Raw genomic sequence first — 12689 nt, forward strand, 5'->3', positions numbered from 1 at the left:
CCCCGATGACGTTCGCCTTACAGCGCGATATCAATACACACGCCCGTGTCGCCTTGTGCGACGGGGATTTGCCACGGCATGCCCAGCGAGGCTTTCGGCTGTAGCCTGATGAAACGGATGGCCGCCATTAGTCATCGTGATAACCCGCTTCCGGGATCGTCCCAGTCATGGACCTCAAGCAAATCCAGTATTTCATCGCGTTGTTCGAAGACGGCTCGGTCACGCGCGCGGCCAAGCGGCTGAACATCGTGCAGCCCGCGCTCAGCATGCAGATCGCGAAGCTGGAGGAGGAACTGCACCAGGAACTTTTCGATCGCGGCGCGCATGGCATGGCGCCGACCGCCGCGGGGCGGCTGATGTACCGGCTCTTTCTGCCCATCATGCGCGACCTCGCGCACGCGCGGCAGCAACTCGTACAACGCGATGAAGTGGTGACGGGGCATGTGGGGATCGGGCTCATTGCGTCGGTGACGGAGAGCGTGCTGGCGGATTCGCTGTCGCGTTTTCATGCGCGCTATCCGCATGTCGAAGTGACGGTGGCGGACGGCTACAGCGCAACTTTCATCGATTGGGTGGCGGGCGGTCAGCTCGATGCCGCGCTGATCAACAAGCCGCGTGCGCGTCTGTCGCTCGATTCGCAGCCGCTGCTCGACGAAGAGATGGTGCTCGCGACCAGCGTCGCGCATGGGCCGGAACTGCCGCATTCGATCGAACTCGCGCAATTGCCCGAACTGGAACTCGTGTTGCCCACCAAGCGTCACGGTCTGCGCGGCGTGCTCGATACGGCGGCGCAACATGAAGATGTGCTGCTCGCGCCGCGCTTCGAAATCGATGTGCTGTCAACCATCGTCGCGCTCGTCGAGAAGACGCGCTTTGCGACGATTCTGCCGCGCATCGTCGTTGGACGCGCGGTGCGGGAGGGGACGCTACGCGCGTATCCGATACTCGCGCCACGCATCGTGCGGCACATCGTGCGCGTGAGCCATCCGCGCCGGCCGCTCAGCGCGGCGGCGGAAGCGCTGATTTCGATCATCGCGGACGAATTGCGCCAGGTGTCGAGCGCGATGGATGTGGGTGTGCCCGTGGAGCAGAAGGAAGCGGCTGGCTGAGCCCGAACGCGGGATGGTGTGGATCGTCGCGACCTGCGAAGCATGTCATCATGTCGACGCCCGACGATCCAACGCAACGACTCGACCGATGAACCTCAGAGCGCTTCAATGTTTCGTGACGCTCGCTGAAGAGCTGAACTTCAGCCGCGCCGCAGAGCGTCTGCATATTGCGCAACCCGCGCTCAGCCAGCAGATCCGCGCATTGGAAGAGCGGCTCGGCACGCAACTGATCGACCGCACGCGCCGGCCGCTGCGTCTCACGGAGGCCGGACAGTACCTGTGCACCGAGGCGAAACAGATACTCGGCTCGCTCGAACAGGCGACGCTAGGCGCGGCCGAAATCGGCATGGGCCGGCGCGGCTGGCTGAGTGTCGGCTTTACGCGCTCGGCGATGTACAGCATTCTGCCGCCTGCGCTGAAGGCTTTTCACCGCGAGTTTCCGCAAGTCGAGCTGAAGCTCTACGAAATGCTCACCGACGAACAGAGCGATGCGCTGCGCGACATGCGCATCCACGTCGGCATCGGACGACAGCCACTTCCCATGTCGGGCTACACGTCTCGCGTGCTGTTGCGCGAGCAGCTCGTCGTCGTGATGGCGCTCGATCATCCGCTTGCAAAACGAAAGAAAGTGAAAGTCGCCGAACTGGCCGACACGCCGTTGATCCTCTATCCGAAGCACCAGAATGCCCAGTACAAGCGGTCGGTCCTGTCGCTGTATCGCGATGCGGGCGTGACGCCGTTCATCGCGCACCAGGCTTACGAAATACAGACTGCGATTGCGCTCGTCGCGGCGGGGCTGGGCGTGACGGTGGTTGGGGAGTCGGTGGCGCGTCATGGGCGTACCGATGTCGTGTACCGCCACCTGGAAGGCCCGGGTTCCGCGCAACGCTCGACCCTCGCCGCCACCTATCGCGACGACGACACGTCGCCGCATCTGCTCGCATTCTTACGCTGCCTTCCGCCGCCGCTCGACGACAGCGGCACACTATAAGACGATCGTTATACAAGCATAAGCATCTCGTCTTGGACTTCCTGGCCGCGCATTCCTACCATCGAACAGGTAGCTGACGCTATGGTTTGAACCCCATCGCTCAGTCCACAGGAATGAAGCGACCGCAGTGTCGCGCGCTCAGGAAGGAGACGGCATGACCCGCATCGACGAAGCAGCAACCATGCGAAAAGTGTACGGGCGCTTGATGCCCTTGCTCTTCGCAATGATGTTCTTCAACTATCTCGACCGCATCAACATCGGCTTCGCAGCCCTCGATATGAACAACGACATGGGCTTCAGTCCTGCCGTGTTCGGCTTCGCGGGGAGTATTTTCTTCGTCGGCTATATGTTGCTCGAAGTGCCGAGCAATCTGCTGTTGCATCGTGTCGGCGCGCGCCGGTGGATTGCGCGCATTCTGCTCACGTGGGGCGCGGTCGCTGCCGCCACGGCATTCGTGTTCAACGACACCAGCTTCTACGTGCTGCGCTTTTCGCTGGGCGTGATGGAAGCGGGCTTCCTGCCCGGCGTTGCCGTTTATCTGACCAAGTGGTTTCCCGAACGCTACCGGGCGCGCGCTGTTGGCGGGTACATCATTGCGGGCTCGTTTTCGGCGGTGCTCGGCGGCCCGATCTCGACGACGCTGATGACCTACGCGAACGGCGTGCTCGGACTGCATGGCTGGCAATGGATGTTCATCCTCGAAGGCGTCCCGGCGATGCTGCTCGGCCTCCTGACGCTGCGCATCATGACCGAGCGTCCGGCCGACGCCGCATGGCTCAGCGATGACGAGAAGCGCTGGCTCGAATCGACGCTCGCTGCGGAACGCGAAGCGCTCGGCGGCCATACGCATGTTTCGTTTCTGCGCGTGGCAGGCGATATCCGCGTGTGGAGCCTTGCATGTCTGTTCGGCTGTGCGCTCGTGGGCATTTATGGGCTCTTTCTGTGGCTGCCGCAGATCGTCAAGAGCCTCGGCCATCTGAGCAATATTGAAGTCGGTTTTCTTTCCGCAGCGCCGCCGCTGCTAGGCGTGCTCGGCACGTTCCTGATCAGCCGCAGTTCCGACCGTACCGGCGACCGCAAGAAGCACCTCGCATTCGTGTACGGCGCGAGCGCGATTGCCATCGCGGGCAGTGCCTATGCGCCGAATCCCGTGATCGCTTATGCGCTGCTGTGCGTAACGGGACTCTTTATTTACGCGGGCAATCCGCTGTTCTGGAGCCTCGCGTCGTCGTTCCGCACAGGCGCGGCGGGCGCCGCAACGATCGCGCTGATCAACACGATCGCGCAGTTCGGCGGACTGGTGGGGCCGTGGAGCATCGGACTGGTGCGCCGCGCGACGGGTAACTTCTCGCTGGCGTTGCTGACCATCGCGGCATTTCTCGTGATCGCGACGATCATCGCGCTCGTCATGCGCGTCACGCCGCCGGAGGAGGGCGCGTCGTCGGCGCTCGCGAATGGCGATGCCGCCACCGGCAGCTAATAGCGTTTTATCGCAGGTTCATTGGAAAGACTCAAAGGGTTCGCTACATGATCATCGATTGCCACGGTCATTACACGACGTCGCCACGACCGCACGAGGCGTGGCGCGCGAAGCAGATTGCCGCGCTGAAGGACGGCACGCCCGTGCCGCCGCGTCCCGTCATCACAGATGACGAAATCCGCGAAAGCATCGAAACGGGACAGCGGCGCATTCAACGCGAGCGCGGCACCGACCTCACGATTTTCTCGCCACGCGCTGCGGGCATGGGTCATCATCTCGCCGGCGCAGAGGCGAATGCCGTCTGGTCGAGCGAGTGCAATGACCTCGTGCATCGTGTTTGCTCGCTGTTCCCAAGGCATTTCGTCGGCGTGTGCCAGTTGCCGCAAGCGCCCGGTGTGTCGCCCGACAATAGCATTGCAGAACTGCGCAGGTGTGTTCAGGAGCTTGGTTTTATCGGCTGCAATCTGAATCCCGATCCATCGGGCGGGCACTGGTCCGGGCCGCCGCTTACCGATCGCTTCTGGTATCCGTTATACGAAGCAATGGTTGAGCTCGATGTGCCCGCGATGATTCACGTGTCGTCGTCGTGCAATCCGAATTTCCATGCTACGGGCGCGCATTACATCAATGGCGATACGTCCGTGTTCATGCAGTTGCTCACCGCCAATCTGTTCGCGGACTTCCCAACTCTGCGCTTCATCATTCCTCATGGCGGCGGCGCCGTGCCTTATCACTGGGGACGTTATCGCGGGCTCGCGCAGGACATGAAGCGGCCGTTGCTGCGTGACTATCTGCTGAAGAACGTGTTCTTCGATACTTGCGTGTACCACCAGCCCGGCGCTGAACTGCTCGCGAAAGTCATTCCCGTCGAGAACATTCTTTTCGCATCGGAAACCATCGGCGCAGTGCAGGGCATCGATCCCGAGACGGGTCACTACTATGACGACACGCGGCGCTATATCGATGCAATCGAATGGTTGAGCGACGCCGATCGGCAACGCATCTACGAAGACAACGCGCGGGCGGTGTATGCACGCCTCACCGCGCAACTCGACAAGCAACTGGCAACGGAAGGGGCGACGATATGAATCCGATTGGCTGGCGCGAATATGAATCGGCTCCGCAAGCAAGCCCTGCAACGCTGGCTGCGTTGCGCGAACTCGCGGTGTCGCTGCTCAGCGACAACATGGCGCGCGCAAGTGGAATAGTGGGCTTGCAGGCGTATCACAGGCCGCATGCGATGGCGGGCACAGCGGTCACGGTGCGCACGCGTGGCGGCGATAATCTCGCGATCCATCGAGCGTTCGACTTTTGCAGGCCAGGCGATGTGCTCGTGATCGACGGCGGCGGCGAGCTGACCCAGGCGCTGATGGGCGACATCATGGCGAGTTATGCGGAAAGTCTCGGCGTGCAGGGGCTGGTGATCGACGGCGCGATACGCGATGTCGGCGCGCTGCGTCAACGGGAGTTTCCCGTGTATGCGCGCGGCGTCACGCATCGCGGGCCGTACAAGAATGGGCCGGGCGAAATCAACGTGCCCGTGACGGTTGGGCGGATGGTGGTGAATCCGGGCGACATCATCGTTGGCGATGAAGATGGGCTGCTGGCGATTGCGCCTTCGGATGTGGAGAGCGTGATTGAGGGTGCACGCAAGCAGGGCGCGAAGGAAGCGGCTGCGTTGCGATCGATTGCCGAAGGTCGGTTCGACAGGACATGGGTGATGCCGCATCGTGACCGGATGATGAACGGGTGAGATTCGGGCAAGCGGCGCGGCGTGGTTGGACGAGTTGAGGTATAAGGGACGATCGCGCCGTTGGCATCGAATCAATCCGGAAACAGGCAATATTTCATGACACCCTTTGTGGACGCAGCGGCTCTCGTCGCACTTGCTCGGCGCGCTGAAGAGAAAGATTCAGCGCCTTGCTCCTGCACGAAGACACCGCTGGATGGATGGCAATCGCAACCGCTTTCGCTCGATGAAGCGCAGCTTGTTGAGGTGGCTACGCTCATGCGCGAGGATGATCCCGAGCCTACGTTTGCTGAGTATCGGCCGGATAACGTGCAGTACTGGTCGCCGGATGCGCCTATCGCGCCGCGGTACTTTCCGTATAACCGGTGTGGTGTCTGGGAGTGCTCGGAGTGCGGGCGGTTGTATTTGCGTTATACGGAAGGTGGCGGATATTTCGTTGATCGGCGCATTCGCGCGCTGAAGGCGGGGTTGATTGAGGATGTGGGCGGGTGAGGTGGGGTTTTGCAGACCTCTCTAGATCGCCGCTAGAATAAAAACAAATAGTGTCGTCGATTTATGACATAAATCAATTGATCAATTTTTAATTCGCAATCCTCTGTTTGCAAAGCCGAAAAGATTTAAATTTGTGCAGGAGGCTGCTGCACAAATTCTGGATTCGGCCATGCCTTCAGGGTGCGCGGCGACAATTTGCGCAAGGCGGGAAGGGCTGGCTTGCACTGGATCAGTATGGCGACACGCTCTTCAAGTTTCTGATGATCGAAACGTCGAAGGGGAAGATTGCCTGTCTCACGAGGCCACGATGAAGCGTCTCGAATTGACGATTGGTGACCTGCCCAAGGTGTTGGATGCCGTGGACATGGAGGCTGACTGGTCGCTGGAGGAGCCTGAGCAGGCGTCAGCTCCGTTATCGTCGCCTTGTATGTGAATCCGAAATCAGAGCTCAAACCCGCCAGTTCTCTTCGGAGCCTGGCGGGTTTTTCTTTGCCTGCGGGGTGCGGGCTACATACAGCGGTGGAGTCACTCAGCCGTTCAGTTGCGACTCGACGTTCAGGACGATCCGCGCGAGCGGGTTGTTGTCTGCGGATTGCGGCGCGAACTTGATCTGGGCGAAGGTGACGATAGCGAGAGCGACGACCATGAGTACTCCAGACGCGGCGATGCGGGTAAGGTATTTCACGGGAACCTCATTTTGATGGTGTAGACAGAAACTGGGCGAAGCTGACAGGCGTGTCGAATCACCTTCAGCGGCATGTCTGTCCGCAACCCGGCAATGCCGGACGCGGTCGTCGGATCGCACTTGCCGATCGGACGGGATTTGTGCAGTGCGCTATAACACGACCGTCGGATCGCACCTACCGATCGCACGGGCTTGTGCAGTGCACTATAAACGGTTTATCCGCGTGCCCGGTGCGACATCCTGTCACCAGCGGATGGTTAATTGCTTGAGCGTTTCGTGTATGAAAGATTTCTGTAGGCCGTAACGCGCCGTCATGCTATGTGGACAATTCTCGCAGGCACGGACGATATCGAGGTGGCTGCCTCGACAGTCTCCCCGCAGGAGCCCGCCAGATTGACGTCGATCAAAATAAGTCTGTCAATCCAGAATCCCGTCAAAGACAAGCCGTATAAGCTGGCGTCATTTTTAATTGCCAATTTTATTGGCACTCGCAACTAAATAAAATCGTCAATTCGCATAAGTCCGCATTAATTTCGTCAATTCGCGTCCTAGACTTCGAAGCCCGTGCCTACTGCGTTGATCTCATGGAAGATTTTCTGGATAATCCGCAGCCTGTCGCGCTTGATCGGCCACGCGGCGCGCATCGGCTCGAAGCTTTCAGTCCGAAGCTCAACCGGCGGCTGACGTTCTATCGACGCTGCGCATTCGATCAGTGGATCCTCATCGAAACAGATCCGGGGGTACGGGTATTCTGCGAGCGCCCAGGGTACGTTCAGCTTCGTGGGCAGCGACAGCTTGCCGACTTCTGGGTCTCTTTCTCGGACCGGCAGGAGTTAATCCTGCTGCCGGCGCCGGTTACCGCGGACGGTCCAACGCGTGACGGCAAATTCAGGGATTTCAACTCGATCGATGTCCGGAGCGTCAATCCGGCCGATCTGGCGGCATCGCGCACGTGGATTGACAACTGGAAGCGCATGCTGCCTTGTATCGTCGTCACCCGTGGCCTCGTGCCCGCATCTCTCCTTGACGCGATTGAGCAGTTCATCTGCAGTCCTCAGTCCTTGCTTTCCATCGAGCGCAAGTTTTCAGCGGGCGATCCGATTCTCGCACGGGCGGCAGTCTTCGGGCTGCTGTATGCAGGCCGCGTGAGCGCCCCAGAGTTGCGAACCGACGCATTGTCGTCGATGACGCGATTCGCTTCTCAGGAGAGTCAGTCATGAGCCGTCGCAAACCCGAACTGCAGGCGCTCGATCTCGCGTCGTGGCCCGCCGTCGCATGGACAGATTTCGACGCGAAGGCACGTAAGGTTATCAAGATGCGAATGCAGGCGATCGAGCGCTTCGCGCGGGGTGAACCGGTCAAGGGCATTGAGCAGTCGACTGGCGTGAACAGGCGGCAGCTCTATCGATTGCTGGAACGTGGACTGTCACTTCACCCTGATGGACGGATTTACGGGTTCCGCGGGCTGCAGAGTTACGTGAGAGTCACGGAATACGCGCGGCTGGGCCAGATCACTGTGAGGGGAGAGCGGGGCAGTCGCGGTACGGCAGGCGCTTTCTCCCAACTTCTCGAACGCTACCCGTCACTTTCAGTATGGCTACGTTCGCAGCTCAAGCGGCGTCGTGTCACGCTCGAGCAGATCCATACCGAAGGCCGGCTGCATACGAGATTGAGCGGTTTGCAACCGCTGCACGTCGAGTTTCTGTGGCAGTGCCGCTCCGCGGGGCTAACGGTTGGAGACTACCCTTTCAATACCCGCGGGCGGGCGATCCGTTCACTGGCAGCGCATCTGAAGGCGGAAATGCTGCGCAACTTCGCCACAGGCGCGCGGGCGGCAGGAGCTTCGCACCTGAAAGGGATACCACGCCACGAGGACGATTTTGCCAGTCCACCAGCAACGCGGCCTTACCAGGTCGTGGAGTTTGATGGGCACCGGCTCGATATCCGGCTCAAGGTAGTAGTGCGTGATCAACTGGGCTTCGAGCACGAGTTCGAGATTGAGCGCGTCTGGCTACTCGCGATCATTGACGTCAGCACCCGGGCGGTGCTCGGCTATCACATTGCGCTGGGACGCGAATACAGCCGCTATGACGTCATCAAGACAATCGAGAACGCACTGGAACCGCATCGACCACGAACCTTCACGATTCCAGGCTTAACCTACGGACCACGTGACGGATTCCCATCGCAACGGTTGCCGGAACTCGCGTACGTCACGTGGGAGTGGATGAAGCTTGACAACGCGAAGGCGAACCTGGCAAACGAGTCACGGGCTGCATTGTGCGAATTCGTCGGTTGCTGTGTTGATGCCGGGCCGAAGTACAGTCCAGATGAGCGACCCTATATCGAACGCTTTTTTGGCACCATAGCCGGCAGGCTGTCGTCCAGGTTGCCGGGTTACACGGGTTCGCATCCGCGTGACTTGCGCCGTGCTCTGGCGGATCCAAAGGGCAACCTGCGCCTGTACGTATCACTCGACGAGCTGGAGGAGCTGATTGAGTACGCGATCGCGAGCTACCATGGCACGCCACACGCCGGGCTGAACAATGTCACGCCATTGGAGGCGATGGAATATTTCGTTCGCGGCAGTCAGCAACTGCTCACGTGGCTTCCCGAACATCACCGGCGTTCCCTCTGCCTGATGCAATCGGCAATTCATTGCCAGGTACGCGCCTACCTCGGCAAAGGTGTCCGGCCACATATCAATCTGCACGGCGCTCGATATACGAGCGCCGTGCTTGCGTGCAGCACACAGTTCATCGGCAAGCGATTGCTGGTCTATATGAACGCGGACGATATGCGTAGCGTGCGCGCATTCCTGCCGGATGGTACCGAACTGGGCGTTCTCGATGTTCAAGGCGCGTGGCGCCTGATACCACACACTCTCAAACTGCGGCAGGAAATCCTCAAGGAGAAGGGTAACCGACGTTCGCCGACATCGGTCGAGGCAAATCCGATCGAAGAGTACGTTCAAGGCAAACTGGCCAGGGCGAAGAAGACACGCAGGGCGGCCTCGGACCTGTCGCAGGCGATGCGCGTTATGTCAGCTGCGTCGTCAGCACGCCCGCCCGTAGGCCCTCCGACCGCCGTAACAGTTGCTGCGCTTACGGCGGTAGGGCCGTCGGAGCCAGAGACCGAAGGAGTAGCAGCACCGCGGGGCCCAACGCGTCCCCGAAAGCTCACCATTGGCACCGGCCAGGTCTTTTAATCTGACGTTTGTGGGAGGCAACATGTCGCTTGAGATACCTCGTCCGATCGATCCATCGCTACACCCGCTCGTGACAGGCAACTACCGCATTGCCACACCGGCTATCGAGTCTTTTTATGAACTGGTAGTTCGATGTCTGCATTACCGGATTATGGGCGCGCTTATCTATGGGCCGTCACGCATCGGCAAGACCCGTGCAATTGAATATGTCCGGCTGCTGCTGGCGCGCAACTATCCGCGGATGACGAGTTACCACGCGCAGTGCGAGCACAAGCCGCGTCATGCCGAGGGGCCGTTCTTCGCAAATCTGCTTGAGGCGGTCGGTGACCCGGATCCGAACGCTGGCTCCAATCCTTCAAAGCGGATGCGCCTGACGCTGAGAATCCGTCAGGCGGCATCCTGTTCGGGCAGTGGGATGGTGCTGCTCTTTTGCGACGAGGCCCAACGATACAACGACAATGAATATGAATGGCTGCGTGATGTTCATGACGCGCTGGACCGCCAGCAAATCAAACTGTTCACCTTTCTTGTCGGTCAACAGGAGCTGGTCGCGCAGAAGACCGCGATGCAGGTTGCGGGCAAGACGCAGATCGTCGCGCGTCTCATGGTCGAGGAGCTGTCATTTTATGGCATACGCAATGCACATGACGTCGCGACATGCCTGAACGGCTACGATCAGACCGCCTATCCGGAAGGAACTGGATGGAGCTTTACACGCTTCTACGTTCCGCAGGCGTTTGACGCTGGATATCGACTCGTCAACGACGCAGACGTGCTGTGGAATGCGTTCGAGAAGGCGCACCACAAGGCCAGTCTTCCAGGGCAACTGGAGATCCCGATGGAGTCGTTTGCGCGCGCCGTCGAGATCGTCCTCAAGGATAGTGAACTACAGGACGCGCGAGGCTATCGCCCCGATCAGGTCCTGTGGGAACACGCGGTACGGCACTGCGGTTATGTACAGTCTCGCCATGCAACCGGACGCGTCCTCGTCACCGCGGCGTAGCGGGACGCTGCTGCAGGAGCCACGATTCCCGATCCTGACGCTCGACGAGAGCAAGCTGACGCCGGCGCTGGGCTACGTGTTTCGGAGGAAGTGGCTATACCCCCATGAGTCGCTGATCTCGATCCTGTGGAAATTCGAGAAGGCCAATGCCTTGTCGGGCGCCGTCGTGGCGCGGCTCATGGGACCCGACGTTGACCCCTACGAAGGGGTCGCGCCACGCCGGGGGATCGTTGATGTTGACCGACTTCGGGAAAATCTTGGCCTGCCCGGGAAACTGCTGCACAGCGCGCTGATAGAGGGAACGGAGCGGCAACGCTACAGCGACGCCTTTCGCTTCTGTCGCCACTGTCTGACGCTGGGCTACCACAGTGTCGTGCATCAGCTTGAAAGCCTGAGCCAGTGTCCCGCCCATCACGGCATTCTGGAGTCGCGATGTCGACGCTGCGGGCATGAGACGCCGCATCGCATAAGTGTGCGGCTGCTTGAAGCGCGGTACCGTTGTGCCAACTGTCTTGCGCCATACGCGCGTTATGGCTGGACGCCATACAACGCGCAGCCGATGAGACCGGAGCATCGCAAGGCATTCACACGTCGCTATCTTGAGCGTTGTCGCGGCTTGTGACGCTGGCAAAGCGAGCAAACGGCTCCCGTTTCGCCTCACCTCTGCTCCGCAAGTGTGGGGAGAGCATAAGGAGAATTGAGGGCGTCCAGCAATTGACACCTTCGCAGCGCGAGTACCGTGATCAGGTCGTAAATCGCTCGCGCTAGATGCCTGATTTTGCGGCGTTCGCCGCAGTCGCCACCCTTGCGTGTACTCGAATTGACGCCATTAATTCGTAAACGGTGACGAATTTATTTTGATCTACGACGAGCACCATGGTAAAACGCGCAACTAACCGTCAGGTCCGCCAGATGACTGGCCCGGCTTCGCCAAAGCCCCGTCGGCAGGGCAGGGGCGGCGAGCAGCACATTGGCGCGCCCTGACGAAGCGTGTGCGCATGGCTGCAACGCCTGTCCGAACGACCTACGTGTTGCCCGGTACTGGACACATGCGTCATGGGTATGCGTCCTGTCCTGCGATACGAGGGGACTTTTCCAGAGAGAACTCAGACATGAACAAACAGGAACTCATTGAGGCGGTGGTCGCCGGCACGGGCGAAAGCAACGCCAGCATGGGTGCGAACATTGATGTCATCGTCGAAGCCGTGACCGCTGCGGGACGCGCACAACGCGTGGATCTCGCCGACGACCGGCCGCCGGTAGTCGAGGCGCCATCCATCCGTGAACAGTGGCGCCAGCATTTTCCCGTTGAGAGATGGAAGGTCGTGAGGACATCGGGGGGCGAGATCCGTCGCGAGCCGCGCAATCGCGACACGTTCCTGCCAGTCACATTGTGCGCCATCGGCATTCATCCAGATGCGAGCCAGCTCGATCAGGTGTCTTGAGGCTGTCGCCCGTTCGTGCCATGGCCAAGGCGTTGACATGATGTCAGCAGGATAGGAGGACGTTCTGGCCGCAATACAAGGTTCACTCAGCCCCTGCGCGACAGCAACCCGGCGTCGCGTCGAGCCATCAGGACCGCGCAAAATCGTCGGGCGCCAGCTCGAGACGTGATGCTGGATGGACGAGCAGCCTGCGTTCGGCGATTGCGCGGATGCGGCCATATCCATCCCGGAAGCTCTTCAGGATACGGTCGTCATTCGCGCGGGGTTCCAGCCAGAAATACGCTTCCAGCGTTGCGATCGTGATCACGCATTCGACCGTGCTGTTCTGCCGCACGAGGGCAAACACGACGCCGCGGCGATTCGCAAGCACCTGCGGTTCAAGGTCAAGGGTTTCCATAGGCGGTCAGGGCAACGCTTCGAATTGCGTCGAAAGGATTTTTGCACAGACGATGCAGTTTGGATATGGCCACAACTGTCCTGTACCGCGCCAGCGCGCCTGGGATTGCCGGTTTGAAAACATGACCGG

14 protein-coding genes are annotated in these 12689 nt (G+C 60.2%); 12 read left to right on the forward strand and 2 right to left on the reverse strand.

All coding sequences use genetic code 11. The annotated features are described in order from the left end of the window. The first annotated feature begins 167 nt into the window (after positions 1 to 167). The 7 genes from H1204_RS30695 (at position 168) to H1204_RS52720 (ending at position 6255) form a co-directional block, all read left to right on the forward strand. Entirely contained in the window at positions 168 to 1109 is a 942-nt protein-coding gene (locus tag H1204_RS30695; RefSeq protein WP_180734348.1) for a LysR family transcriptional regulator, read from the forward strand. A gap of 88 nt (positions 1110 to 1197) precedes the next feature. Next, a complete protein-coding gene (locus H1204_RS30700) occupies positions 1198 to 2100 on the forward strand; it encodes a LysR family transcriptional regulator (protein ID WP_180734349.1) in 903 nt (300 codons plus the stop codon). Between the two features lie 154 nt (positions 2101 to 2254). Further along, positions 2255 to 3580 carry an MFS transporter gene (locus H1204_RS30705; protein WP_180734350.1) on the forward strand — a complete coding sequence of 442 codons (1326 nt, stop codon included), beginning with the start codon at positions 2255 to 2257 and terminating at the stop codon, positions 3578 to 3580. A 47-nt stretch (positions 3581 to 3627) separates the two neighbouring features. Then, on the forward strand, positions 3628 to 4668 hold the full coding sequence (locus tag H1204_RS30710; RefSeq protein ID WP_180734351.1) for an amidohydrolase family protein: 1041 nt from the start codon (positions 3628 to 3630) through the stop codon (positions 4666 to 4668). Beyond that, positions 4665 to 5333, forward strand: coding sequence for an RraA family protein (locus H1204_RS30715; RefSeq protein WP_007743737.1), 669 nt, complete (start codon positions 4665 to 4667; stop codon positions 5331 to 5333). The genes H1204_RS30710 and H1204_RS30715 overlap by 4 nt, the downstream gene beginning before the upstream one ends. Positions 5334 to 5429: 96 nt before the next feature. Then, positions 5430 to 5822, forward strand: a complete 393-nt coding sequence (locus tag H1204_RS30720) for a hypothetical protein (RefSeq protein WP_180735095.1) — start codon at positions 5430 to 5432, stop codon at positions 5820 to 5822. A gap of 307 nt (positions 5823 to 6129) precedes the next feature. After that, entirely contained in the window at positions 6130 to 6255 is a 126-nt protein-coding gene (locus tag H1204_RS52720; protein ID WP_274608258.1) for a hypothetical protein, read from the forward strand. 96 nt (positions 6256 to 6351) lie between these two features. On the opposite strand, the gene H1204_RS30725 is transcribed toward H1204_RS52720, so the two are convergent. Continuing rightward, positions 6352 to 6507, reverse strand: a complete 156-nt coding sequence (locus H1204_RS30725; protein ID WP_180734352.1) for a hypothetical protein — start codon at positions 6505 to 6507, stop codon at positions 6352 to 6354. Positions 6508 to 7091: 584 nt separating this feature from the next. On the opposite strand from H1204_RS30725, the gene H1204_RS30730 reads away from it, so the two are divergent. From H1204_RS30730 to H1204_RS51620, 5 genes are all read left to right on the forward strand, one after another. Then, complete coding sequence (locus tag H1204_RS30730) at positions 7092 to 7727, forward strand: hypothetical protein (protein ID WP_180734353.1); 636 nt, start codon at positions 7092 to 7094, stop codon at positions 7725 to 7727. After that, positions 7724 to 9715: an integrase gene (locus H1204_RS30735; RefSeq protein ID WP_180734354.1), complete on the forward strand. Its 1992-nt coding sequence runs from the start codon at positions 7724 to 7726 to the stop codon at positions 9713 to 9715. Before H1204_RS30730 ends, H1204_RS30735 begins: the two co-directional genes overlap by 4 nt. A gap of 22 nt (positions 9716 to 9737) precedes the next feature. Beyond that, positions 9738 to 10718, forward strand: a complete 981-nt coding sequence (locus H1204_RS30740; protein WP_180734355.1) for an ATP-binding protein — start codon at positions 9738 to 9740, stop codon at positions 10716 to 10718. Further along, positions 10669 to 11340, forward strand: a complete 672-nt coding sequence (locus tag H1204_RS30745) for a hypothetical protein (protein WP_243468903.1) — start codon at positions 10669 to 10671, stop codon at positions 11338 to 11340. Before H1204_RS30740 ends, H1204_RS30745 begins: the two co-directional genes overlap by 50 nt. Before the next feature lie 490 nt (positions 11341 to 11830). Then, positions 11831 to 12163 carry a hypothetical protein gene (locus H1204_RS51620; protein ID WP_243468904.1) on the forward strand — a complete coding sequence of 111 codons (333 nt, stop codon included), beginning with the start codon at positions 11831 to 11833 and terminating at the stop codon, positions 12161 to 12163. 127 nt (positions 12164 to 12290) lie between these two features. On the opposite strand, the gene H1204_RS30755 is transcribed toward H1204_RS51620, so the two are convergent. Continuing rightward, positions 12291 to 12560 carry a DUF1488 family protein gene (locus tag H1204_RS30755; protein WP_180734356.1) on the reverse strand — a complete coding sequence of 90 codons (270 nt, stop codon included), beginning with the start codon at positions 12558 to 12560 and terminating at the stop codon, positions 12291 to 12293. Positions 12561 to 12689 lie beyond the last annotated feature (129 nt).

This window comes from Paraburkholderia sp. PGU19 (genome assembly GCF_013426915.1).
GTDB lineage: Bacteria > Pseudomonadota > Gammaproteobacteria > Burkholderiales > Burkholderiaceae > Paraburkholderia.

Coding starts and splice junctions, on each gene's coding strand:
- H1204_RS30735 (WP_180734354.1), top strand. CDS start 7,724: ATGAGCCGTCGCAAACCCGAACTGCAGGCGCTCGATCTCGCGTCGTGG.
- H1204_RS30700 (WP_180734349.1), top strand. CDS start 1,198: ATGAACCTCAGAGCGCTTCAATGTTTCGTGACGCTCGCTGAAGAGCTG.
- H1204_RS30720 (WP_180735095.1), top strand. CDS start 5,430: ATGACACCCTTTGTGGACGCAGCGGCTCTCGTCGCACTTGCTCGGCGC.
- H1204_RS30705 (WP_180734350.1), top strand. CDS start 2,255: ATGACCCGCATCGACGAAGCAGCAACCATGCGAAAAGTGTACGGGCGC.
- H1204_RS30730 (WP_180734353.1), top strand. CDS start 7,092: ATGGAAGATTTTCTGGATAATCCGCAGCCTGTCGCGCTTGATCGGCCA.
- H1204_RS51620 (WP_243468904.1), top strand. CDS start 11,831: ATGAACAAACAGGAACTCATTGAGGCGGTGGTCGCCGGCACGGGCGAA.
- H1204_RS30740 (WP_180734355.1), top strand. CDS start 9,738: ATGTCGCTTGAGATACCTCGTCCGATCGATCCATCGCTACACCCGCTC.
- H1204_RS30715 (WP_007743737.1), top strand. CDS start 4,665: ATGAATCCGATTGGCTGGCGCGAATATGAATCGGCTCCGCAAGCAAGC.
- H1204_RS30710 (WP_180734351.1), top strand. CDS start 3,628: ATGATCATCGATTGCCACGGTCATTACACGACGTCGCCACGACCGCAC.
- H1204_RS30695 (WP_180734348.1), top strand. CDS start 168: ATGGACCTCAAGCAAATCCAGTATTTCATCGCGTTGTTCGAAGACGGC.
- H1204_RS30745 (WP_243468903.1), top strand. CDS start 10,669: ATGTACAGTCTCGCCATGCAACCGGACGCGTCCTCGTCACCGCGGCGT.
- H1204_RS30755 (WP_180734356.1), bottom strand. CDS start 12,560: ATGGAAACCCTTGACCTTGAACCGCAGGTGCTTGCGAATCGCCGCGGC.
- H1204_RS52720 (WP_274608258.1), top strand. CDS start 6,130: ATGAAGCGTCTCGAATTGACGATTGGTGACCTGCCCAAGGTGTTGGAT.